This is a genomic window from Limnochorda sp. L945t, assembly GCF_035593305.1.
GTDB lineage: Bacteria > Bacillota > Limnochordia > Limnochordales > Geochordaceae > Carboxydichorda > Carboxydichorda subterranea.
In genome coordinates, this window is record NZ_CP141615.1 from 604542 (window position 1) to 629181 (window position 24640).

The window sequence follows — 24640 nt, forward strand, 5'->3', positions numbered from 1 at the left end:
ACCAGGGGCATCTGTTAGCACTAATGGTAAGCGGTTTCGAGAGCGACTGTCAAGGCCGCGGCCGAGCGACTGTTCGGATCACATGCGGGTACACAGAACCGGAGCTGGATGCCCTCAAAACGTGGCCTCGACGAACAGGCGTATCCACCCCGTGCGGAACGGGGCAGGGGTGCCGGTCGGCGTGGCGGTACCCTGGCCGGTAGCGAACAATGGAGGCACGACCCCGCTCGAATAGCCTAGCTCCAGGCCCCCGCTCCACTGCTCGGAAAAGCGGTAGCTCACCTGGCCTGACAGGTCAGCTCGCCACTGGGGTTTGGGCTCGTTGCCGGGGAGCCACGTCTCTCCCCGGCCTGCACCTGCCGTTGCGGAGACGGTCCACGGCCCGCCGGGTCGATACGTCACCGTGTGCGAAAGCTCGGCCGTTCGGCCCTCTTGACCTGCTGCGGGGCCGGCGCTCCATCGCGCCCCCAGCCGGGTCGCTTGTGGCCACGCCGGGGCAAGCTCCCAGCCGACTCGAAGCGTGGCAGCGTGGGTCGTGTCGAGGGACTCGCGTTCCCCGCCCGCCGATGTTCCGCCGTCTTCCCCGAGGGCCACCACGTGGCGTACCTCCCGGGACAACGTAACCGACGGCTTCACACCTGTCCAAGCTTCTGTGAGCCCGGTCAGCTCCAGGCGGTCCTCTACGGTCTGCTTCGCGAGCGGCACCTCCGCGAGCTGGAACCTCCGAGCTGCGTCGAGCCGCAATGTCAGGACCGGGCTCCACGCCGCCTGCAACCCGCCGCCGAGCCCCACCGCAGACGAACGGGACCGCAGCGACTCCGATTGGCTCCAGGTGAGGCGCCCCGTTGGGGAGAGGTTCCAGACACCCCACGTCACCTCCGGTGCCGTCACAGAGAGGGCAGCTTGCCGGTCCTGTCGCTCGAAGTCCGTGCCGTCCTCGCTCACGCGCCACCCGGACTGCTGGCCCACGGAGAAGGACGTTCGCACGGCACCGAAGGTGCGGGAGGCGGTAGCACCCACGTTGAGGCTCTCGGTTCCCTGGACCCGGACGGGCACAGCCCCGCCAGGGCCACTGATCACTTTGAGAGGATAGCGGAATCCCAAGGTGAGGGAGACCTCGGGAAGAGGGTTGGCCGACAGGTCGGCCACCAGGTTGTGGGCCACGTAGTGGCTGCTCCCGAACGCGGCAGCTCCCCGGTCGTCATAGATGACGTGTTCGTACCCTAGGGCGGCCGTGAGCCGGCGCTGCCAGAAACTCTCCTGTACCTGGATGGTACGGGTGAGGGTTGTCTGCTCCCACCCAGGGATGGCCATGTCCCGGTCCGTGCGATCCCACCGGATGCTACCACGCAGGGCGGGCGGGGAGGCCCACGAGAAGGGTGCCGGCAGAGGAAGGGTCCAGGTGGCGGAGAGCTGGTCGCTCAGGGTGCGCTGGGGGGCCTCGCCCGTAATCGGCGTACTGGTGAGGCGGTCCTTGTGGGTGAACTCCACCCCAAGGTTCGGCGTCACCTGCTGGTGCAAGGCTGCCTGCCACGCCTCGAACGCCTGGCGCTGAATACCGTTGATGGGGAGAAAGCGGCCATCGACGCGTTCGTAAGAGAGCTCCAAGCCGCCGCCCTGCCAATCGTATCCGGTCGCCAGCCGGCCCGCTGCGCCGTCGTAGACGGTCGGAGACGCAGGGTCGCGGTACCGCGCGGGATCCCCTTCGGGGAGAGCCTGCTGGGTGACTTCCACGTCGGTCCCCCAGTCCTGCTCGCGAAAGATACGAGGCATGCCCGAGGCGGGCCGGGCTGCCGCCCAGATCTCGGTACCGGACCCATCAGCGGCTGTCGCCACACCTACGGCGGACACGGGGCCTGGTGTTACTCCGCCAAGCGTAATGGCCTCGCGCGATGGGTGGTTGCCGCCTGCGTCCGTAATCCGATAGAGCCCCAGGGATGTGGCTGCCCACACCTCCCATAGGCCGAGTGTTTGAGATGGCCTCACCTGGAGCGCCTGTACCTCTCCTATGGATCCGTTGGGCAACGGCGCCGCACGTTGCAGAGCGTTCTGTAGCTGCCCGTCCAGATCCAGATCCACGTACGCCAGGCCCTCCCGGCTGCCAACCCACACACGAATCCCGCCGCTCACGGGCACGGCCGCGGTCCTGGTCAGGCCGTCTTGTTGGAGGAGTGGACGTATCTGGTCCCATGGTGGGTTCCAGCTCCCTTGTAGCGGGATCCATGCGATGCCCGACGGGTAGACGGCAAGGAGCGCAAATCGGTTGCCGTCGTCTGCTGCAACGAAGGCGATGTCCCTGATGTCATCCGAGGGCAGAGACGGCGAGGTAGTGCTGCTGAACGTGTGCCAGTCTCGGAGGGCCGCGTCGACGTTGCCCACGTTGAGCTCCGCGGCGTCTGCCCAGGCCAGTCCTTTGTCGGTAGCGACCCAGACCGAAGAGTCCACGGCTTGCTCGTGGCCAGGAGGCCGGGTCGGCACGCCCACGTACAGTACGTCGCGCACGCGGTTGGACGGAAGACCCTGGGACGTGTACCGGCGCTCCCAGTTGGCCGTGGAGTCGAACGGGAGGTCATTACCCGCGGGACTGGATATCAAAGTAAGCCCGGATTCGGTTCCGAGCACCCATGCCGCGGCAGACGTGCTGCCGGCGAGCAGGGGACTGCCTGGCCAGCTGCTGTCTGAAACGGTGCCCTGCACGGCCGGCGCGATCGCGTATACGGTGAGCCCGCTCAGGCCCGCCGCCGTGGTATAGCGGTGCCACCGCGGCTCGCCGCCGGCAGGGTCCAGTTCCCCAACCGTGAGCCCAGCCCGATGGCCCAACAGCACCCAGGCGCCTGAATTGGCGGCTCCGGGCGCGGCGCTTCCCGCGATCGCATACACCTCGTTGAGCTGTGGTAACCTCGCGTTGGCGTCAAACGGGTTGACGTCCCGGGAAAACGCGACATCCCACTGCGCCCAAGGACCCCGCCCGCCTGACTGACCACGGACTGCCTGCTGGCTCTGCGCCCATCGGTACGCGCCGGATAACGCCACTACGGTATGGGAGTTGGGCATGGTGCGCGCCCTTTCGGGCTCCACCAGGGGCCTCGGCTCGTCTCCCTCGAAGAAGACCTCCGCACTCAGTTTCCACCGGTCGGTTGGCGTCCACGCCGCTCGCACTCCGAACACGTTGCGGTTGTACTCCGTCGCCGCTCCGAGCCCGCCCCGGAAATACTCGAAGTCGACCTGTAGCCGGTCGTTTGGCCCCACATTCCTCAGCAGCACCAGCACTCCGGACTCGTAGTCGATCGTGTAGTCCGTCTCCCGCCGCAGGAGCTCTCCGTTGAGGTAGACCTTCTCGCTGCCCGCCGCCACCGAGATCCCGAGGGCGTAGATCCCCTCGGAGACGGTATAGCGGTACCGCACCCGCAGTGCCGAAAACTGCGCCTTGAACTCATCTAGCGAGTGCGGGTAGACCACACGCAGCACTCCCTCCTCGGCGAACAACGTCCAGGAAAGGCCGTGGCCGTCCGCCGGCTCCGGCTGCGCGCCCGTCCTCTCCACCTCCACGCTCAAGCTGTCCGGCTGCACGCCCGTGTTACCGAGAAAGTAGAGAACGGCAGCTTGCCCGGCACTGCCGACTCCGTCCGTTGGATTGGAGGACCCGCTTCCCAACTGCTCGCGGTAACCAGGGCACGTCCCGACCGTAGCGACGGACAGTAGGGCCAGCGAAGAGCCCCCATCAGGGCTCTTGAGGGAGCCGGTCCAGTCGACAGCGCCGGGGTACTGCCCGGCACCGGCGGCAAAGTGGTAGTACTGGCGCAGCTTGGTGAGGAACTCGAGTTCGAGGGAGCTTCCCCGCACGAAGGGGTACACGAGGCGCCCGGGGCCCGTCTTGTGGTTGAGTTCGTTGTATCGGCGGATAAGCGCTTCGACGTGCGCGCGCATGAGGTCGAGGGACTCGCTTTGTAACAGGATGTATCCGGCTGGAGAGGTGCCCGGCTCGGTCGAAAAGCCTGATATCTCGCCTTGGCCGAGGCGGAAAAAGGCCCGCTGCACCTCCTCAGGAGGCAGCCCTGGCACCGGGGTGCTGGGGTCGGCGACGGGCCGGATCACCCCTTGTTGCCCTGCAGGTTGGCCGTCCTCGTAGTAGAGCGCCCCAAGCTGATAGGCCTTGAGCAGCTCTTGCAGCGGGCGAGACTCGACGAGAGGTGGCTCAGCAGAGGCCGGGCATCCGGCGGATGCAGCTTTGTCGCCGGGGACGAGCCAAACCCTGGTGAAGTCGGGATCGTACGGGGTGTCCAGCCGGAATCCCTCAGCGCCTCGGAGGTCAGCGAGTAGGGTGGTCACTTCTCGAGACGGAGCATAGGGGGGCTCGCTGCCGCCGGGGGTAGTGGTTACGAAGCGGACCGTCTCTTCGCTGTGAGTACCGTAGAAGGTCTTGCTGGCCGGGATCCCCCGGGAGATACCGGCCAGAAGCGAAAGCTGCCATGCTCCCAGGTCCAGCTCCACGTCGGCGCCCTTCGCCGTGGCCTGACTCACGGCATACGTGCTTTGACCCTGCACCCGGATGTCTCCCAGATGGGTCTTGCTCGGTCCCCAAGTTACGTCGATCCCGATGAGTTGCAGATTTTCGCTCTTGATGTTGTCAAGGTCCGCCGACACCGTGACGCCCGGGGCGACCTTCCCCTCCATCCGCAGCCGCAGTTGCTGCTCGAAAGTCGGATGGCCGATGGCGTACAGGTCCTTCCCCATGACCCCCGTAGCGTCGCCCCAGGCGTAGCGCACATTCCAGAGACTTTGCCCGGAGGCACTGAATGACGGCGAAAAGGTCTCAGTGACACTCGCTTCCGCTTGCGCGGTGCCTTCCTGACCTTCTTGACTGTCACCCGCCCTCCGCGGGAGGGATGACGACGGCGGCATGTTCGGAGTTTGGGGTGGGGCCTGTGGCGTCTCGGCGTGTGGAGCCTCGACGGGGCCGGAGGTAGGCTCCTTTCCGGCGATCGTTGCCGCATCGCATGTGCCTGATGGTGGGTCTGCAACAGGTACTGCTCCAGAGGGCCAGGCCACGGACACCGCGCAGGCCGCAGTGAGACAGGCCGTCGCGAAATCCCGTAGGCACTGATGCAGTAGCCTTTTGCGACTGAAGAATTCATTTAGTGCCGCCATTCTAGCCTGCCGGTGAAGGTCGGGGAGGTTCTACGCCCGGGGTCTTCGACGAATCATGGCGCTACCCTTTCGGCCCACGCGGAGGGGTCGCATCTACGAGGGTGTCCTCATAGACTATTGCCACATGACCTTGAAGGGGCGGCCCATGGAGACCGCCCCTCTCAATGACGTGCACCTATGCCCGCGGAGCACCGCCAAGTTTTGAGCCAGCCGTCAACTGAGCAAGTCCTGCGCCCTAGAAGCGTACCGTCAGCGACAAGCGATGAGTCTGCGGAAGCGTCTGAGGCATCAGGAAGGCGTAGTCCAGCTGTGCGTTGCCCAGCCGGAGCCCGGCGCCCGCCGAGAGCTCCCGGTCGCCCGCTGCCCCCAGGGGTCCTGTAGCGCCGCCCCGTAAAGCGACCATACCCAACGCTATCTCAGCCCCGGCGTGGTAGTACACGGGCGTGGCTCCGAGGTTTTCCAGGTCCGCAGCCAGGGTCACACGGCCGAGCGACGCGCTCACGCCGGCTCGCAGTTTGTGTTCCCAGCGTTCGGATGCGCCTGTTGAGTAAGAAACGGAGGTGCTGAGGAGGTTCTCATACAGAACCCCTGTGCGTACGCTTCCCAGCTTGACCATGGCCGCGAGGTCGATGTTGAAGCCGTTTCCCGTCACTTTCTCGATGGAGCTGCTGCCCTGCGCTTCATTGAGCCGGGCGCTCGTGATGGCGAGGTACTTGGCGCGTGCCCCGATGGCGAGCGGCCCAAGATCCCTACCCAAGCCCGCGAGTGCGGCCAAGTTGCTATAAGCGAAGTCTCCCATGATTTCGCTATTCTGCCCCGCTCCTGGGATACCCGGGGAGTCGAGGTAGAGAGCCGCGATGCCAATACCCCGCGTGGCCAGCCCGAGAGCGCCGTACGTGACCACGTTGTATTGGGTGGAGTACAGGCTGGTCAAGCCGAGTCTTCCCAGGTACGGCAGTCCGGCCGGGTTGTAAAAGACCGCGTTTTCGTCATCGGCCAGCCCGACAAAGGCTCCACCCATCGCCAGGGGCCGGGCCCCCATCCCGATTTGAAACACCGCGGCTACGTTGGAGTAGTCCGTCTGAGACCCGGCATCCGCTGCACAGGCCCCTGCGCCGTGAAGCGCCATAACCATGAGCGCCAGCCCGACCAGTATAGCCGACCGCTTGAAGGCTCGCATGGTTATCCTCCCTTTCCAGGTGCCCCGGACCCAGGCATGAAGCTGCGGATGGTGCTCTTGCCCATGCCGCCGCTGCTCCTCAGTGGCGGCCGGGAGAGGGGTGACCAACCTCTCCCGGCTGATTACTTGCCCCCGCAGCTACTAGCGCTGGATCACCAGCCGCTCCGGCTTGGCCAGCACCGGCTTGCCGCTCTTGTCCAGCAGCACCCACAGGTACAGGCCGCTCGCCACCGGGCGGCCTGTCGCATCGGTCAGATCCCACGGCACCTGGCCGCTGGCGTTGAGTTTGAGGCTCCTTACGAGGCGGCCTGCCACGTTGTAAATGTTCAGTGTTCCGCCGTCGAGAGCTGTATCGTAGTAAAACCGTGTCGCTTCCCTCGCGGGGTTAGGCGCTGCGTATGCCTCGACAACCTTCACCGTTACCTCGGTAGACGAGGCTCCGGTCCAGTCGCTCACTGTTAAGCGGACCACGTAGTCGCCCCGCTTATCGGGTGTGAATTGCACTACGGGGCTGGTCGCGTTGCGGAGCTGAGTTGTGCTTCCGGCAGGTAAAGAAACTAGGCTCCATCTGTAGGTGATGGGATCGCCATCCGGGTCAGATGCTTTCGACCCATCCAGCTGCACTGGTACATTCACCGCGCCGTACCGGGCGGGAATTTTGGGAGTTGATGGAGGCGTGCCTTGACCAACGAGGTACCTGTAGACGCGGGCAACGAGGGTTGGGGCATTGTTGGGTTCTGGTCCATCCAGCGGTACCGCCTCGAACGGGAAGGCCAGGAAGACCACGCGATATCCACCGGCGAAGCGAAGAGCGTTGAATGCACCGTGTTCGTTTCGGAAGATACCGGAAGCCTCGCTGGCGACTTCGATGCTGTCGCTCCAGTCTGCGAAGGGGTAGGCTAGCACGATGTTCATTCCACTGGAGATGGGATCCCCCTCGATCCCTGATACGGAGGCCGTACCGACGTCGTCCACGCGGCTTTTCACGTGGAGATACTTCTCATCGAACGTCGATTGATCCGCTATTTCCCAAAGCACGTCCTGTCCCGATAGGAACAGCCGCCCTCCGGCGTCCAGGTAACTAGCAAGAAACGCCTGATCCTCGCTGGTCAGCGTCGGATAGCCGTCGTTGACATTCCACACGATGGGATAACGAATGTGTGGGTCGAGGTGCACGGGCGGGGTAGTAGTGACGTACGCCAGGCCGGCCCGCTCGAATGCACGGGTGAAGTATCCCTCGTACGACTGACCTTCGTCATCATCCACGAAGAGGATTGTACCGGCTGGGGCGGCCAGCACGCTCACCCGCTGCTCGTTGGGATTACCGGCTGCATCGACAGCATGAAAGGTGGCTGTGTATACGCCATTCGCGGTAAACGTCGTCGAGGCGGTCAGACCGTCAACACGCGTTCCATCAGGAAGTTGCCACCACGTCTGTGCCACATCCCCGTCCGGGTCGGAGACCGCGGCCGAGAACGTCACCTGTAGTGGAGGCGCTCCCCAACCCGGTGTGACCGACACGGTAGCTTGGGGAGGCGAACTCACCTGCAACTGGGCCGTGACAGTATTGCCCGCCAGCGCAATACCGGTTAGTGCCCGCCCACTTCCGGTGCCGTCGTACAGCAAGTTGTTGGGGTATGACGTGGCTGTAAACGCGGTATTGCCTGACGTACCGGGATACGGGTCGCCAGCGTCGCCACGATTTCCACCATTCTGGCGCGTGCGGTCGAGGTCGTCCCGGCCGTCCGCCTCCTCCAGGTCGACAAGGCGGTGTAAATCATTGGTGTTGCCCGTCATCCGTTCATCGATGTGCCAGATAAGCAGGCCAAACCCAGGCAACGCCTGGTCAAAGCCCTCGCTCTGGCGGTTCTCGAGTAGAAAGTACTCAGGCCCGTTAAGCAGTCGAACCACCTGTCTGGAACTCTGCACCGGCTGCAGCGTCAGCGCCTGGGAGTGGTCAGCCACGGTAGGCGTCACCCATCCGAGCTGCAGACGGCTCCACGCCTCCATAAAGGCTGGGGAATCACCCGGACGGTTGATACCGTTCCACGACCCTCCGCCCATGAGGCCCCAATTGCCGATGCCCTGGGAGGAGTAGTCCGTGTCGTAGAGGTCAGGTAGTCCAATCGCGTGGCCGTACTCGTGGGTGAACACCCCGACCGTCGCCATGCCTGCGTACGGATCTTGGCCCGCCACGCCCAGAAGCTCCGGCATGATGATGTAGTCGTTCACGATCACGCCGTCGTTGGTCGTAATCGGCCCGGGGCCGTCACCCAGGAAGCGTTGCGCGGCAGCAAGGTTCCAGCTGTGGGACCATATGTCGTTGGGGTCGGCTCCTTCCTCCTCGCCGGTGCCCTGATGAACGATGGCCACCACGTCAACGTACCCGTCTCCGTCGTTATCGTACTGGCTGAAGTCGATGGTCGCGTCTGCAGCCAGGACCGCTTCGGCTACGAGTGAAGCTGCATGCATGTCAACGTCGTAGACGGGGTCATTCTGCCCATAGTAGTCGTGTGGTTGCGCGCTCGTGTACCATCCGCCGACCTGGCCCTGCACGGAGTAGGCCCCGTACGACACCTGCTCGTAGAAGTCGCGCATGCTGCCCGGTCCCGTGACCAGCTGGTTACTTGGTCCAGGCGTGAAGAGCAAGTCCGTGAAGTCGGAGTTAGTGTACTTCGCCGGGCGGTCGCTGAACTGGATCAACAGCACGGGGAAATGGCCCGTCCCAGTCAGGGGAGCCTGTTTGAGGATTGCCTCGTCCCGGCTTGCCCGCATTTCCCGGATCCGCTGCAGGAAGTCTGAGGGGGGCCGTACGTGGCGCGGCAGACCTGCCGGAGGGGCGCCGTTCGCCTTGGGCCCCTCGGGGCGAAGGCCCCGTACCGGATCTGGTACGGCGTAACGCCAAAATCCTTGAGCATCCTTAACGATCGTATAGCCGTCCACCGTTTCCCAGCCGTGATACCACTCGTCTCCCCACTGCCTGGCCCGGATGGTCGTACCGTCCGGGTTGGTCAGCGTCCGGGGCATAGGAGCCGCCGGGACCGCCAGACCGGGGAGACCGGCGACAGCCACATACGCCAGCGCAAGGAACAGGGAGAGCAGGCGAGTCGAAATCCACCGAGGCCGAGCAGACAGCGTCATGGGATACCCCCTTTGCAGATGACATCGCACATCGCGTGGCCATCCCATAGGGCGACTCCAACCAGAAGGCCCTGACCGATAAAGGTGTTCGGCGGTTGGTAAGGATGGTCCTGCCATTCATTATGCATAAGACGCTGTGCGCAGTTCGGCCCGTAACGTCAGAGGCGCTGCAGTACGTGGACCACCAGCCCGGCTCGGTTTGGAGTCATGACACGGCGCGGTTTTCTGGAGAGTGGGTCGATCCCTGGTGACGTCTCCGTGGTCGCGCGTCTATGTCGAGGTGTTGTCACGCCAAGCCTGAGTAGGCCGCGAAAGGGGCAGACATGGGGCCGAGCGGGCCCAGGGAAGGCGCCCTTCGTGGAAGATCCGTCGTCACGCCAAGAGCGGAGAGGAGCTCGACATCGAGACTGTCCCCCGGGCCCGGGAGCCCGCCGGCTCACGCCGGCGAGGCTCTCTCCGTGACCAGGGAACGGGTGGATTCGTGAGCTGCGACCATCTGCCAGGCGATGGCGAGCTGGGTGATCAGGAGCGAATGGCTGTGCTTCGGGTCGCGCCCGCCCGCGAGGAAGACCCCCATCTCCTCCGTCGCCCGGGGGTCGATGGGCAACATGGATGCCAGGTCTCGTACCAGCGGCGCCGCCACGTGTCCATCCAGGCCGGCATCCACCTCGACCAAGGTTTCCCCACCCTCGGCGCCGCGCTGTATCCGTACACCGCCGGCACCCCTGCGCGTACCGTGACGCTCCTGGTCGAGCGCAGCCGCTCTCGCAATGGCTTCGGCGACTCCGGGGGCTGGGGCGCTGCGTCGCAACGTCAGCCGCACGTGGAGGTCGGGCGGCGTCTCGGCGCCGTGGCCGTTGCCGGCCGGGCCGCCTGCGCCGGCCTTGCCGAAGTACCCGGGCGGGGGGTAGAAGCGCACGACCATGTCCGCGTAGCGGGCCTGGGGTAAGATGTAGCGGCGCAGGTCGTCCTGGCGCTCCACCACCTGGCGGATCACCTGGGCGACGCTATAGCCCCGCTGCGCGACGTCCCGCTGCACTTTCCAGTGGTATTTGAGCTCTTCGTCGGGGTCGAGCCAGACCCGGACGTCGAACGCCTCCCGCAGCCGCTCCGTGAAGAAAGGAAACAGACCCCGCACGACGATCCAGGGCTTCGGGTGGATCTGTTCCGGAGGGCCGAACGTCCCCGTCGCATGATCGTAGACGGGTTTGAGCACGCTCCGGCCGTCCTTGAGGGCCCATAGCTGCTCTTCCATGAGGTCGATCCGGTTGGCGACCGGGTTGAGGGCCGTCACTCCGGCTTGCTGGCGGGCTCTACGATCGAGGCTGTGATAGTCGTCGAGGCAGATGCTCAGGATGTTGCCGGCGCCGAACAGCCGGTACAGGCCGCGGGCGATGGTCGTCTTGCCGCTGCCGCTGTCGCCTCCTATGCCCAGGAGGATGGGGCGCTGGACGGTGTCTGCCATGGGGATGAACCTCCTCCTTTTGAACACCAACCTATCGGGCCCCCACGGTGCATTCAAACGTTTTGTCCTGAACGGTCGAAAAGCAGGCGTCACCGGTCATCCCGGCGCCGGATGGTCACCCCGGCTCCGGCGCCCCGGTGGCTGGCGCGACGCCTCCGATCTCTCCCCAAACGCGCTGCACCGCCTGGGGGGGCAGGCGATGCAGCTGTCCCAGGGGCCCATCGGGGGGCCTGGAGAGGCACGAGTCACAAAGGTGCGAGACCCCGGCGCTACGCCGGGCGATGGACCACGAAACTCAGCACCTGGCACTGGCGCCGGGCATCGTAGCCCGTGAGCCGGATGGTGGCGCCGGGATGGGCGGTCTTGCATGCTTCGAGTTCGGCGAGGACACCGTCGACGGTCGCACCCCGGAAGAAGGGCAGCTTCCAAAAGCTCCAGAAGTCGTCGTGCGAGTCGAGCCTCTGCGTGAATTCAATGCCCGGCACGTACCCTCTTCGAATGAGGTACTCGACTTGCTGGCGCACCTCTTCGGGCGGCATCGGCGGAAGGTACGAGAACATCTCCGTGCGAAGCGCCATGCTTACCCCTCCGTCCCGCTGTGGACGGGGTCGAGCCGGTCGACCACGTCGTAGTCGAACCGCACTTCCTGCCACGTTTCGAGCGCGAGCTGCAGCTCCGGGGAGCGGCGAGCCGCTTGCTTCAAGATGGCCGGCCCTTCTCGGAGCAGGTCGCGGCCGGCGTTGCGGGCCTGCACCACCGCTTCCAGCGCGACGCGGTTGGCGGTGGCGCCGGCAGCGCTCCCCCACGGGTGGCCAAGGGTGCCCCCGCCGAACTGGAGCACCGCGTCATCCCCGAAGAGGTGGACGAGCTCCGGCATGTGCCAGACGTGGATGCCACCGGACGCAACAGGCATGACCGGGGCGAGCGACGCCCACGGCTGGTCGAAGTAGATGCCCCTCGACCGGTCTTGCGGCACGTCGTCGAGCCGCAGCAAATCGTTGACCCCGAGCGTCGACTGCCGGTCGCCCTCGAGCTTGCCGACCACGGTGCCGTTGTGGAGGTGGTCGCACCCCGCCATCCGGGCCCACTTGGCCAGTACCCGCCAGTGGATGCCGTGGTCGCGCTGGCGGTCGATCACGGCGTGCATCGCCCGGTGGCAGTGGAGGAGCACGCCGTGTTTGCGGCACCAGTGGGAGAGGGACGTATGGGCCGCGAAGCCGGCGGTGAGGAAGTCGACCATGATGATCCGCGACCCGAGCTCCCGGGCCGTCTCCGCCCGCTCGATCATCTGTTCGAACGTGGGCGCCGTGACGTTGAGGTAGTGGCCCTTGCGCTCACCGGTCTCGGATTCGGCCTTGTGGACCGCTTCCATGACGAAGAGGAAACGGTCCCTCCACCGCATGAACGGTTGGGAGTTGACGTTTTCGTCGTCCTTGGTGAAATCGAGACCTCCGCGCAGCGACTCATAGACGGCTCGCCCGTAGTTCTTGGCGGAGAGGCCCAGCTTGGGCTTGATGGTCCCGCCGAGCAGCGGCCGCCCGTACTTGTTGAGGCGGTCTCGCTCCACCACGATGCCGTGGGGAGGTCCCTGGAACGTCTTGAGGTACGCGACCGGCACCCGGACATCCTCCAGGCGTAGCGCCCGGATGGCCTTGAACCCGAAGACGTTGCCGACGATGGAGGACATCATGTTGACCACGGACCCCTCCTCGAAGAGGTCCATGGGATAGGCGATGGAGGCGATGAACTGGTCGTCCCGCCCCGGCACCGGCTCGATACGGTAACAGCGGGCCGAATAGCGGCTCAAATCGGTGAGGTGATCGGTCCAGACCGTCGTCCACGTCCCGGACGAGGACTCCGCCGCGACCGATGCCGCGGCCTCTTCGAACGACACGCCCGGCTGCGGCGTCACCCGAAAGGCGCACAGCACGTCCGTCTCGGCCGGGACGTAATCCGGATCATAGTAGTAGCGGGTCGCGTCGCTGTAATCCTTGACCCCGGCGTCGAACAGACGGCTTACCTGCCCGTTGGTCTCTCCCATCTCCTCGGTCGCCTCCCGCCGTCGTCGTCTCCCAGCGTAGCGGGTCGACCGCCGGGCTTCCACCATGCTGTCCCGAACGGTAAAGACCCCGTCCCGAACGGTCGGCGATCGGGGATGCGCGGCTACAGCCCGAAGATCTCCCGGACCAGCCGGGCCGACGAACGGCTCACCGGCACCTCGCTGTTGCCCCGGTCGTCCATGCGCAGGATGTAGGTGCCCGCGAAGAAAGGGTGGACTTCGAGGACGTGTTCGGGGTTGACGAGGTAGGCCCGGTGCACCCGCACGAAACCCTGCGGCGCCAGCCGGTCGGCCAGTTCGGCGAGGGAGGCGCGGCTGGCCCACTCGGCGTCGAAGGTGCGGACGTAGACCGTGTGTCCCCGCACGTGGATGAACCGGATGTCCGCCACCCGCACGAGACGCGTGTGCCCTTCCTGTTCGACGGGGAGCCGGTCGTGGGCCACCCGGGCGAGGCCGTTTTCCCGGCGGCGGTCCAGCAACCGCCCCAGCGTGAGCCGCAGGCGCGCCTCGGAGACGGGCTTGAGCAGGTAATCCCTGGCGCCGACCTCGAAGGCAGCCAGGGCGTGCTCGTCGTAGGCCGTGACGAAGATGACCGGCGGAGGATCGGGCAGACGGTTGATGACCTGCATCGCCTCCAGCCCCGAGACGCCCGGCATCCGGATGTCGAGGAAGACGAGGTCGTAACGCTTCTCCTGCAGCCGGGCCAGCGCGTCCACCATGGTGCCGGCCTCGTCCAGGGTGTCGACGGGCGTCACCTGCTGCAGGAGATGGGCCAGCTCCAGCCGGGCCGGTTGCTCGTCGTCCACGATGAGGGCGGACAAACCCACGGACGACCACACCCCCTTGCGTCTACGTGCGGGCCAGGGCCTGCGGCCTGGCCGGGGTCGACGGGATCCAAAACTCTACGGTGGTGCCCTCGCCCACCAGGCTGTGGATGCGCAGCCCGCTTCCGGGCCCGAAGAAGCTCTTGAGCCTCGCGTCCACGTTGCTGAGCCCCATCCCGAGGCCCGTGCCGTAACCCCGCTCCAGGATATAGGGGAGCCGGTCGGCGGGGATGCCGGCCCCGTTGTCCTCCACCCGGATGCGATAGCCGCCCCGCTCCGAGAACGCGACGATCCGTACCCGTCCGGGGCGGGGGCACGGCTCGATCCCGTGGATGATGGCGTTTTCGACCAGCGGCTGGATGACCAGGACGGGCAGGACGGCCCGCCTGGCCTGGGGGTCCATGTCCCACTCCACCGTGAGCCGCTGGCCGAGGCGCGCCTCCTCGAACGCCAGGTACTGCTGCACGTACAGCACTTCGTCCTCGAGGGTCGCGACCTCGCCGTGCTGGGCCAGGGTCTCCCGGAAGAACTCCGCGAAGCGGATGACCAGAGTGTGGGCCCGCTGCGGGTCCACGCGGATGAGGGCCGCGATGGTATTGAGGGTGTTGAACAGGAAATGGGGCGAGATCTGGGCACGCAGGGCTTCGAGCTCGGCCTGGGTCACCCGGGCGGCCCGGGCATCGAGCTCGGCCAGCTCCAGGTAGACGCTGAAGAGGCGGGCCACGGCGCGGGCGGCCCGCACCTTGCTCTGCCCCATGCGGCGGGGGCGCGCCTGGTAAAGCTTGACGGCGCCCACCACCCGTCCCTGTACGCGCAAAGGGAGCACCAGGGCCGACCCCAGCGGGCAGGAAGGGACGCTGCATCCGATGGCCTCGCGGGTGGCGGCCAGAGCCGGCCTGCCGGTCGCGAGGGCCCGGCGGGTGAGCCTGGTGCCGATGGGATCGCCGGCGCGGTGATGGTCGGCGCCGGCGCCCTCGAAGGCGAGCACGGCCTCCGTGTCGACCACGGCCGCCGCATCCACGTGCAGGCGGTTGCGCAGGAGTCGCGCCGCCTTGGCCGCCGACTGGGGGGTCAGGCCACCCCTGAGCAGCGGCAGCGCCTGCAGCAGAAGCTCCAGCGCGTCGGTCTGGGACCGGCCCACGCCCGGCTCGTACCCCCGCCCGGTGGGTTTTCCAGGGAGCGTATAGCAATCGTGGGCACAATGGCAAGCCGCAAAAGTTGCCGCCCACGGACGGTCCAGGGGCAGGTCCTCTCGCCCGGAAACCGTATAATGCTCAGAGTAGTGATGACGATGTCTCCCTTTCTTTCTCCGCCGGATGGGAGGCGGTCGACGGTGGCGACGGCAGCAGGAGCGGTCTTCCCCATGGGACAGCGGTTGCTCGCCCCGCTCGTGCGGCGCAACGGGCACCTGGTGCGGGCCGGATGGGACGAGGCGATCGAGGTGGTGGCCGGCGCCCTTTCCCGCGTGCGGCAACGTTACGGCGGGGAGGCGTTCGGCTTTTTCAGTTCGTCCAAGGCGACCAACGAGCTCAATTACCTGGCAGGGAAGTTCACCCGCCAGGTGATGGGTTCCAACAACGTCGACAGCTGTAACCGCACCTGACACGCTCCGAGCGTCGCCGGTCTGGCGACCGTCTTCGGAGCTGGAGGCGGTACCAACTCGTACCGCGAGATGGAGGATACGGACGTCCTGCTCCTCTGGGGTTCCAATGCCCGGGAGACGCACCCGGTCATGTTCTTGCACATGCTCCAAGGGGTGCGCCGGGGAACGCGCCTGTTCGTCATCGACCCGAGGAGGACGGCCAGCGTCGCGTACGCCCACCGGTGGCTGCCCGTCCGGGTGGGCGCCGACGTCGCGCTGGCCAACGCCATGGGCCGGGTCATCATCGAAGAGGACCTGGCCCACCGCGAGTTCATCGAGGCGGCGACCGACGGCTTCGAGGCGTACCGCCGCTCGGTCGAGCCGTACACCCTGGAGCGGGCGGAGGCGATCACGGGCGTGCCGGCGGCGCTCATCCGGGAGACGGCCATCGCCTACGCCACCGCGCCGCGGGCGATGATCGCCTGGACGCTCGGCATCACCGAGCACCACAACGCCACCGACAACGTCTTCGCCCTCATCGACCTGGCGCTTCTCACCGGCCACGTCGGGCGCTACGGCTCCGGCCTCAACCCCTTACGCGGCCAGAACAACGTGCAGGGCGGAGGCGACATGGGCGCCCTGCCCAACCGCCTGCCGGGGTTTCAGGATCTCACGGATCCCGCCGTGCGGCAGCGCTTCGAGCAGGCGTGGGGCTGCACCATCCCGCCGGAGCCCGGGCTGCACCAGACGGCCATGCTGGAGGCCATGGAAAAAGGGGTCATCCGGGCCATGTACGTGGTCGGCGAAAACCCGGTGCGCTCCGAGGCCAACGGCGAGCGGGTGAGGCGGCTGTTCGAAGAGCTGGACTTTCTCGTCGTGCAGGACATCTTCCTGACGGCCACCGGGGAGCTGGCCGACGTGGTGCTGCCGGCGGCGGTCGGATGGTGCGAGACGGAAGGGACCGTCACCTCGAGCGAACGCCGCGTCCGGCGGGTGCGAAAGGCGCTCGATCCTCCCGGCGAGGCCCGCGACGACATCGAGATCCTGCAGATGGTGGCCCGGCGGATGGGCTTCGACTGGCACTACGCCGGCGCCGAGGATGTCTGGAACGAACTGCGCAGCCTCTCGCCCATCCACCGCGGCATGAGCTACCGGCGGCTGGAGGCGATGAACGGCCTGCAGTGGCCGTGTCCCTCGGAAGACCACCCGGGGGAGACGTTCCTGCACGCTCGCCTCTGGAAACGCCCGGTCGAGGGGCCCCGGGCGCGGTTCATGCCGGTCGAGTGGGCGCCGCCGGTCGAACGACCCGACGCCGGCTACCCGTTCCTGCTCACCACGGGGCGGAGGCTCGAACAGTTCAATACAGGCGTGCAGACGGCCCGGTATGCCGTTCCGTGGGGCCATGAGGAGCGGCTGTTGATCCATCCCGACGACGCGGCCCGCCTCGGCGTGAGCGACGGGCAGTGGGTGCGGGTCTGTTCCCGCAGGGGCGAGGTGAACGTGCGGGCGGCGCTGAGCCGGGTGGTGCAGCCCGGCCTCGTCTTCCTGACGTTGCACTCGCCCGAACAGGTGGCTACCAACCGCTTGACCATCGACGCCACGGACCCGAAGGCGGGGACCGCGGAGTTCAAGGCGACGGCGGTCTGCATCGAGCCCGTGCGGGAGGAGGTGGGGGCGTGAGCCAGGGCCCGGTCGCGCCGGCGCCGGGGAGAGGAGTAGACCTCTCCCGGCTGGAGCGGATGCCCGACCCGGAGCCGGATGAGGCCGTGGCGCTCCAGGAGGTGTGGCGCGAGGTGGCTCCGGAGAGCCGCAGGGGCCGCCGCGATTTGCTGCTGCCGGCGCTGCAGGCGCTCCAGCGCGCCAGGGGGTGGGTCTCGTATCCGGCCCTGGCGGCGGTGTGCCGGGAGCTCGGCGTGCCGCTTGCGGACGCCTACGGCGTTGCTGCCTTTTACGCGCTGCTTCGCACCGAGCCTGGCCCGCGGCACATCGTCCACCTGTGCGACGACGTGGCGTGCATGCGCCGGGGGGCGGACCGGCTGGCCGCCCGCTTGCGCGAGCGCCTGGGCCCGCCGCTGCACGGTCCGGAGCATGGGGGGCTTCGCGGCCTGCCGGGCTCGGCCCGCCTGTCCGGCGCGCACGGCGACGGGGCCTCGCCGGGCGCCGCCGCTTCCGTCGGGTGGGCTTTTTCGCCGTGCCTGGGCCAGTGTGACCGGGCGCCTGCCGCGCTGGCCGGCGACGAGGTGTGGGGGGAGTTGACCCCGGAGGGGCTGGAGGCAGGCCTGCGAGACCTGGAGGCGGCCGGGCATCCGGAAGGCGCAAGAGGTGAGCCGGACGGTGCGGCCGCCGAGGCGCCGCTGCTCGCCGGTGGCTCGCCCGGCGTCCCCGGCCCGCGCGCCGGCTGCATGGGAGAGGCCACGCCCCTGCTGCTCGAGCGGGTGCTCTCGGGCGGTGCGACCACCCTCGACGCGTATCTCGCCCGGGGCGGGTATCAGGCGTTACGACGCGCCCGTGAGCTGGGTCCCGGGGGGGCCATGGCCGAGGTCGAAAGGGCCCGCCTCCTGGGGCGAGGCGGCGCTGCCTTCCCGTCCTCCCGTAAGTGGGCGGCCGTGGCCCGGGAGCCGGGGCCCCGGTACGTGGTCTGCAACGCGGACGAAAGCGAACCCGGCACGTTCAAGGATCGGGTGCTGCTCGAGCTCGACCCGTTCGCCGTGCTCGAGGGCATGACCATCGCCGCCTTTGCCACGGGGGCCGAACGGGGCTGGATCTATGTGCGCGGCGAGTACCCCGATGCGTACCGCTCCATACGGCGGGCCGTCGAGGAGGCGAGGGCACGAGGGTACCTCGGGCACCACCTGCTGGGAGCCGACTGGAGCTTCGACGTGGAGGTGCGCAGGGGAGCCGGAGCCTACGTGTGCGGGGAAGAGACGGCTCTCTTCAACTCCATCGAAGGCCTGCGCGGGGAGCCGAGGGCACGGCCGCCCTTCCCGACCCAGCGGGGGCTCTTCGGCCGGCCCACCGTCATCCACAACGTGGAGACACTGGCCTCCGTCGTGCCCATCCTGCTGCGGGGCGGGAAGTGGTACGGCGCGCTCGGCACGGCCCGCTCGGCCGGCACCAAGCTGGTCTCGGTGAGCGGGGACGTGGCGGTGCCGGGGCTGTACGAGGTGCCCTTCGGCACCCCCATCCGGGCCATCCTGGAGGAGCTGGCCGGCGGTGCGCCCGGAGGCCGGCGCATCCAGGCCGTCCTGTGCGGAGGCGCGGCCGGCACGTTCCTTTTCCCCGAGGAGCTCGACACGCCCCTGGCCTTCGAGACCCTGCAGGCCATCGGCGGCACCGTAGGCTCGGGAGCTCTGGTGGTGCTGGACGAGACGGCCGATCTGTGGGAGGTGGCCGAGCGCATCGCCCGCTTCTTCAAAGAAGAGTCGTGCGGCCAGTGCGTACCCTGCCGGGTGGGCACCCGCCGCCAGTGGGAACTGGTCCGGGCCATCCGCCGGCAGGGCGGCCGGGTGGACGGTGCCCTGCGGGCCCTCTTCGACGACCTGGCCCGGGTGATGCGGGACAGCTCGATCTGCGGGCTCGGGCAGCTTGCCCCCAACGCGCTGGCCAGCCTCGTGCGGAGGTGAGGGAGCCTTGCGCCTGACCATCGACGGCCACCCGGTAGAGGGCCCACCCGGCAGTACCATCCTGGAGGCGGCCCGCTCGGTGGGCGTCCCCATCCCCACCGTTTGCTACCACGAGACCCTGGAGCCCATCGGGGCGTGCCGGGTCTGCGTAGTGGAAGTGGAGGGGGCACGGACGCTGGTCCCGGCGTGCCAGCGGCGGGTGGAGGAGGGGATGGTCGTCCGCACCGATACAGAGCGGGTGCGGGCCAACCGCCGGATGGTCGTGGAGCTCCTCGAGAGCTCGGCCGACACGCGCCTCGCCCCGGAGATCGGGCGCCTCGCCTCCGAGCTCGGCGCCGACCCTGGGCGATGGGCTTCGCTGCAGCACGAAAAGCCGCTGCCGGCCCGCGGCCCCAAGCTGGACAACGAGCTCTACGTCCGAGAACCGGACCGCTGTATCCTCTGCTATCGCTGCGTCAAAGCCTGCGGAGAGCAGGTGCAAAACACCTTTGCCATCGCCGTGGCGGGCCGCGGCTACGAGGCGCGGATCGACCCGGGATTCGACCTGCCCCTGCCGGACTCGGCCTGCGTCTTTTGCGGCAACTGCGTCGCCGTCTGCCCGACGGAGGCCCTGACCTTTCGCACCCAGTGGGAGATGCGGCGAGACGGGGCGTGGGACGAGTCCCGCCAGCGTACCGTCACCACGGTCTGCCCCTATTGCGGGGTGGGCTGCCAGCTACAGCTCACCGTCCAGGACAACCGCATCGTGAAGGTCACCGCCCCGGTGGACGACCCGACCACCCGCGGCTACCTGTGCATCAAGGGGCGCTTCGGGTGGCAGTACGTGCACGCGGGGCTGCAAACTGCTCCGGAGGCCCTTCCGAAGGCGCAGACCGATGCCCGGCGCACGGCGTGAGCAGCCGGTGGCGGAAGGACGTGGGAATCGAACCCACCGAGAGACGCGACACGCGCCCCTCCCGAAGGGTTTGAAGCCCTCGGGGCCCACCAGGAGCCCATGTCCCTCCGCGCATCAGCTTAGCGGATATCAGGAGGAGTTAGCAAACGCTTTACGAAGGCGTACCTACCCCGCGCGCACCGGCCCGCCGCCCTCACGACGGTGCCGGGCGGCGCGGGGTGGGGAGGCCGGGCCGTGGAGGCGGAGGATGCGCGCAGGGCGCTGCCGTCGGTCGACGAGGCCTTGCACCAGGCTGCCGTCCGGGAAACGACGAGCCGGTTGCCGAGGCCCCTGGCGGTGCGGGTGGTCCGGGAGGCCATCGACGCCGTGCGGGAGCGCCTGGAGGACGGCGGGGCCGGTGAGCCGGTGGAAGGCCTGGTGCAGGCGGAGGTGCGGCGCAGGGCCGAGGAGCTGGCGGCGCGCCGCCTGCAACCGGTCATCAACGCGACCGGCGTGGTGATCCACACCAACCTGGGCCGCGCCCCGTTGCCGCAGGCAGCCGTCCGGGCCATCGCGGAGGTGGCCCAGGGTTACTCCAACCTGGAGTGGGACATCCTCTCCGGCCGGCGAGGACGGCGCGACACTCGTATCGAGCCCCTGTTGCAGGCGCTCACCGGCGCAGAGGCCGGGCTCGTGGTCAACAACAATGCGGCCGCGGTGCTCCTGGTGCTCGCCGCGGTCGCCCGGGGGCGGGAGGTCATCGTCTCCCGGGGCGAGCTCGTCGAGATCGGCGACTCCTTTCGCATCCCCGAGATCATCGCCCACAGCGGTTGTGTGCTCAAAGAGGTGGGCACCACCAACCGCACCCGGCCCGATGACTATGAAAAGGCCATAGGCCCCCAGACCGGCGCCATCCTCAAGGCTCACCCGAGCAACTACCGCATCGTGGGCTTCACGGAGTCGGTAGAGGCCCGCACGCTCGCCGAGATGGCCCACCGGCGGGGGCTGTTGCTCCTGGTCGACCTGGGTTCGGGGGCCATGGTGCCGAGCGAGGCGTGGGGGGCCGGTTCGCACGAGCCGACCGCCCGGGAGATGGTGGAAGCCGGGGCGGATGCGGTCATGTTCAGCGGCGACAAGCTCCTGGGAGGGCCGCAGGCGGGCATCGTGGCAGGGCGGCGAGACGTGGTGCAAATGGCCCGGCGCCACCCGCTCTTCAGAGCCGTGCGGGTCGGGAAGCTCACCCTGGCCGCGCTGGCCGCCGTCCTCGACCTCTACCTGGAGGGCCGGGTGACGGACGTGCCGGTCTGGGAGATGCTCCACCGCGCGCAGGACCAGCTCCTGGAGCGGGCGCACCGCCTGGCCGAGGCCATCCGGCAGCGCCTGGCGGGAGAGCTGGAGCAGGCGGTAACGGTGCGGGCCGTCGCGATGGAGGCGGAGGTGGGGGGCGGATCCCTTCCCGGGGCGGCGCTCCCGTCGGCAGGGGTCGAGATCGCTGCGGCGGGCGACGAGGGTCTTGCCGAGTGCCTGGCCCGGGCGCTGCGCCTGGGCAGGCCCCCGGTGGTGGGGAGGATCGAGCGGGAGCGGCTGGTGCTCGATCTGCGCACGGTATGGCCGGAGCAGGACGAGGCGGTCGCCGAGGCGGCCGCGCGGGCGGTGCGAGCGTGCCGGTCCTAGCGACGGCGGGACACGTGGATCACGGCAAGAGCACCCTCATCCGGGCGCTGACCGGCACCGACCCCGACCGGCTGCCCGAGGAGAAGGCCCGGGGCATGACCATCGACCTGGGGTTCGCCTCCCTGGTGTTGCCGTCGGGGCGCCAGGTGGGGATCGTGGACGTCCCGGGCCACCAGCGGTTCATCCACAACATGCTGGCGGGCCTGGGGGGCATCGACGCGGCGATGCTGGTGGTCGACCTTACCGAGGGCTGGATGCCCCAGACCGAGGAGCACGCCGAGATCCTCCGCCTGCTCCAGATCCCCCTGGCGGTGGTGGTCTTCACCAAGGCCGACCTGGTCGACGCCGAGTGGACCGAGATGGTGGCACAGGAGGTCCGGCGACACCTCGAGGAGCACCACTTCCACGGCGTACCGGCGCTGGCCGTCTCTGCCCCTGCCGGCCGGGGCCTCGAGGAGCTCCGGGCGCTGCTCGACCGCAGGCTTCAGGAGCTGGCGTCCGCCGAAGACCGTGGGTGGCCGCGGCTGTGGATCGATCGGGTCATCAAGATGAGAGGCACCGGCGTGGTGGTCACCGGGACGCTGGCCGGCGGCAGCCTCGTGCCCGGGCAGGAGGTGGGGATCCAGCCGGGAGGCCTGCGCGGGCGCATCCGGGGCCTGCAGAGCCACAACCGGCCGCTGTCGGCAGCCGCCCCGGGCGCCCGGGTGGCCGTCAACCTCCTGGGGGTCTCCTACGAACAGCTCAGCCGGGGCCAGGCCGTCGTGCACCCCGAAGACGAGGCCTTGAGCAAGACGCCGGTCGTGGAGTTGCGGGTGGCCCGCCATGCCGGCGCCGTCCGGACGGGGATGCGGCTTGCCTGCTTCGCCGGTTCGGCCGAGGTCATGGCCCGGGTACGGCTGCTGGGCGACGCGGGGGAGCTGGGACCGGCGGAGACGGGGCTCGCCCAGCTCTTGCTGGCCCACCCGCTTCCCCTGCGCTGGAGGGACCGCTTGATCTTGCGGGATCCGGGCCGGCAGGTGACGGCCGCGGGGGGCGTGGTCGCCGACCCTTCGGCCGATCCTCTGCGGGGCCGCAGGCTGGTGCGCCAGGTGGCGTCCCCCTCACGGGCATCCTGCCGGACCCTCCACGGCGCCTCCCGGCCGCCGGCCGACCCGGGGGCCATGCAGGCGCTTGCCTCGGGAGACGTGGACGGCGCGGTCGAAGCCCTGGCGGCTACGTACGGGCCTCTGACCGCCGGGGAATTGGCCCGCCGTCTCCACCTCGCCCAGACGCCCGTCGACGAGGCGCTGGCCCGGCTGTCGGGCTCGGGACGGCTCGTGGCCCGGGGCCCCTTTTACCTCACCCCGGCGATGTGGGAGCGCGTGACGGGCGCCGTACATCGCACGCTGGGCGCCTATCATCGGGCGAACCCTCTTTCGCCGGGGCTGCCCCGCCAGACCCTGCTCTCCACGCTGGCCCTGGAGCCCAGGTTCTTCGACGTCGTGCTCGAAACCCTGGTGCGCCAGGGCGCGGTGGTGTGGGACAACCCCACCGTCCGGCTGCCGTCTTTCCAGCCCAGGCTTTCGCCCGAAGACGAAAAGGAGCGCCACCGTCTGCTGGAACTGCTGGAGCGGCGAGGCTTCACGCCGCCTACCCTCGACGAGCTCACCCGTGACCAAGGCTTCTCGCTGCAGCTCATCCTGCTCCTCGTAGCCCAGGGCGAACTGGTGCGGGTGCACCAGGATCTGGTCTTCACCGCCGCCCGGATACGGCAACTGATGGAGCACGTCCGGGCCGTCGCCCGGCGCTCCGGTGGGCTGGTCGAGCCGGCCGCGGTGCGGGACGCGCTGGGTTCGACCCGGCGCTTCGTCATCCCGCTGCTCGAATACCTCGACCGGATAGGGTTCACCAGGAGAGCGGGGGACCGGCGGCAAATCGTGGAGTGAGGGCATGCCCGGGGCGGAAAGGAGGGTGGGCGGCCATGGCGGAGCAACCCGACCATCGGGAGGAGCGCTTTCGGCTCACGTCGTTGAGCTCGAAGGCGGGTTGAGCATGCAAGATGGGTCCGGCGGACCTGTTCAGCATGCTGGCCGGCTTGAAGTTGCCGGAGCGAGGGCCTGAAGTGCTCTCGGGGCTCGAGGAGGCCGAGGACGCAGGCGTCTTCGTGGTCGGGGATGGGCTCGCGCTCGTGCAGAGCGTCGACTTCATCACGCCCATCGTCGACGACCCGGAGACCTTCGGCGCCATCGCAGCGGCCAACGCCATGAGCGACGTGCTCCTCATGGGCGCTCGCCCGGTGGCCGCGCTCGGCATCGCCGGCTTTCCCACGGGCAAGGCAGAGCCTTCGGTGCTGGGGCGGATCCTCCAGGGAGCCATCGACAAGCTCCACGAGGCCGGCGCGCACCTGCTCGGCGGGCACACGGTGGAGGACCGGGAGGTCAAGTTCGGCCTGGCGGTGACCGGCGTGGTCGATCCGGCGCGCCTCATCCGGCGCGACGGGGCCCGTCCCGGCGACCTCCTGGTGCTCACCAAGCCGGTGGGCGGCGGCATCGTATCGACGGCGCTCAAGGCCGGCGTGGTCGATGAGGGCGATGCCCGGGAGATGTCCAGGGTGATGCTGGCGCTCAACGACTACGCGGACGAGATGCGGGCGACCGGGGTGCGGGCGGTCACCGACGTGACCGGCTTTGGACTGGTGGGCCACTCGCTCGAGCTGGCCCGATCGAGCCGGGTGGGCGTCCGCCTGTACTGGGGCAAGGTGCCGCTGTTGCCCCGGGCGAGGGAGCTGGCCGCCACGGGCAAGTACGTCCCGGGAGGCAGCCGCCACAACCAGATGTGGGCGCTCGAGGGCCGGGCGACTTTCGACGAGGTGCTGGACGAGGTCGACCGGACCCTGGCCTGCGACGCGATGACGTCGGGTGGCCTCCTCATGGCGGTTCCGCGCCAGCGGGCCGAGGAACTGGTGGAGCGGGTCAAGCGACGGGGTGCCCCCGCACCCGGTATCGTGGGCGAGGTGGTGGCCGAGCACCCGGGCCAGGTGCACGTGCTCCCCTGAGCGGGAGGTCGTGCCTCGATAGGCGGGCGCGGGAGA

The 24640-nt window shown here is 68.3% G+C and carries 14 protein-coding genes and 1 tRNA gene; 6 read left to right on the forward strand and 9 right to left on the reverse strand.

Features of this window, described 5'->3' with window-relative positions; all coding sequences use genetic code 11:
* Positions 1–114: 114 nt before the first annotated feature.
* From U7230_RS02815 to U7230_RS02850, 8 genes are all read right to left on the reverse strand, one after another.
* On the reverse strand, positions 115–4767 hold the full coding sequence (locus tag U7230_RS02815; protein WP_324717232.1) for a DUF8818 domain-containing protein: 4653 nt from the start codon (positions 4765–4767) through the stop codon (positions 115–117).
* A gap of 616 nt (positions 4768–5383) precedes the next feature.
* On the reverse strand, positions 5384–6328 hold the full coding sequence (locus tag U7230_RS02820) for a PorV/PorQ family protein (RefSeq protein WP_324717233.1): 945 nt from the start codon (positions 6326–6328) through the stop codon (positions 5384–5386).
* 141 nt (positions 6329–6469) lie between these two features.
* A complete protein-coding gene (locus tag U7230_RS02825) occupies positions 6470–9037 on the reverse strand; it encodes a M6 family metalloprotease domain-containing protein (RefSeq protein ID WP_324717234.1) in 2568 nt (855 codons plus the stop codon).
* An 868-nt stretch (positions 9038–9905) separates the two neighbouring features.
* The gene (locus U7230_RS02830) at positions 9906–10934 is read right to left on the reverse strand and encodes a phosphoribulokinase (RefSeq protein ID WP_324717235.1); all 1029 of its coding nucleotides are present in this window, start codon (positions 10932–10934) and stop codon (positions 9906–9908) included.
* Between the two features lie 269 nt (positions 10935–11203).
* Positions 11204–11512: a ribulose bisphosphate carboxylase small subunit gene (locus tag U7230_RS02835; RefSeq protein ID WP_324717236.1), complete on the reverse strand. Its 309-nt coding sequence runs from the start codon at positions 11510–11512 to the stop codon at positions 11204–11206.
* A gap of 2 nt (positions 11513–11514) precedes the next feature.
* Positions 11515–12975, reverse strand: coding sequence for a ribulose-bisphosphate carboxylase large subunit (locus U7230_RS02840; RefSeq protein ID WP_324717237.1), 1461 nt, complete (start codon positions 12973–12975; stop codon positions 11515–11517).
* Positions 12976–13097: 122 nt separating this feature from the next.
* Positions 13098–13820, reverse strand: a complete 723-nt coding sequence (locus U7230_RS02845) for a LytR/AlgR family response regulator transcription factor (RefSeq protein WP_324717238.1) — start codon at positions 13818–13820, stop codon at positions 13098–13100.
* Between the two features lie 22 nt (positions 13821–13842).
* The gene (locus U7230_RS02850) at positions 13843–14958 is read right to left on the reverse strand and encodes a histidine kinase (protein WP_324717239.1); all 1116 of its coding nucleotides are present in this window, start codon (positions 14956–14958) and stop codon (positions 13843–13845) included.
* 222 nt (positions 14959–15180) lie between these two features.
* Between U7230_RS02850 and fdhF the strand changes: the two genes are divergently transcribed.
* The 3 genes from fdhF to U7230_RS02865 are packed head-to-tail and all read left to right on the forward strand — an operon-like array spanning position 15181 to position 19917.
* Positions 15181–17079 carry a formate dehydrogenase subunit alpha gene (fdhF, locus tag U7230_RS02855; protein ID WP_324718170.1) on the forward strand — a complete coding sequence of 633 codons (1899 nt, stop codon included), beginning with the start codon at positions 15181–15183 and terminating at the stop codon, positions 17077–17079.
* Positions 17076–19022, forward strand: a complete 1947-nt coding sequence (locus U7230_RS02860) for an NAD(P)H-dependent oxidoreductase subunit E (RefSeq protein WP_324717240.1) — start codon at positions 17076–17078, stop codon at positions 19020–19022. Before fdhF ends, U7230_RS02860 begins: the two co-directional genes overlap by 4 nt.
* A 7-nt stretch (positions 19023–19029) precedes the next feature.
* On the forward strand, positions 19030–19917 hold the full coding sequence (locus U7230_RS02865) for a 2Fe-2S iron-sulfur cluster-binding protein (RefSeq protein ID WP_324717241.1): 888 nt from the start codon (positions 19030–19032) through the stop codon (positions 19915–19917).
* Positions 19918–19925: 8 nt separating this feature from the next.
* Here the strand turns inward: U7230_RS02865 and U7230_RS02870 are convergent.
* Positions 19926–20026, reverse strand: a tRNA-Sec gene (locus U7230_RS02870).
* 125 nt (positions 20027–20151) lie between these two features.
* On the opposite strand from U7230_RS02870, the gene selA reads away from it, so the two are divergent.
* From selA to selD, 3 genes are all read left to right on the forward strand, one after another.
* The gene (selA, locus tag U7230_RS02875) at positions 20152–21570 is read left to right on the forward strand and encodes an L-seryl-tRNA(Sec) selenium transferase (RefSeq protein ID WP_324717242.1); all 1419 of its coding nucleotides are present in this window, start codon (positions 20152–20154) and stop codon (positions 21568–21570) included.
* Entirely contained in the window at positions 21558–23495 is a 1938-nt protein-coding gene (gene selB / locus U7230_RS02880) for a selenocysteine-specific translation elongation factor (RefSeq protein ID WP_324717243.1), read from the forward strand. The genes selA and selB overlap by 13 nt, the downstream gene beginning before the upstream one ends.
* A gap of 113 nt (positions 23496–23608) precedes the next feature.
* On the forward strand, positions 23609–24604 hold the full coding sequence (selD, locus tag U7230_RS02885) for a selenide, water dikinase SelD (RefSeq protein ID WP_324717244.1): 996 nt from the start codon (positions 23609–23611) through the stop codon (positions 24602–24604).
* Positions 24605–24640: the final 36 nt, after the last annotated feature.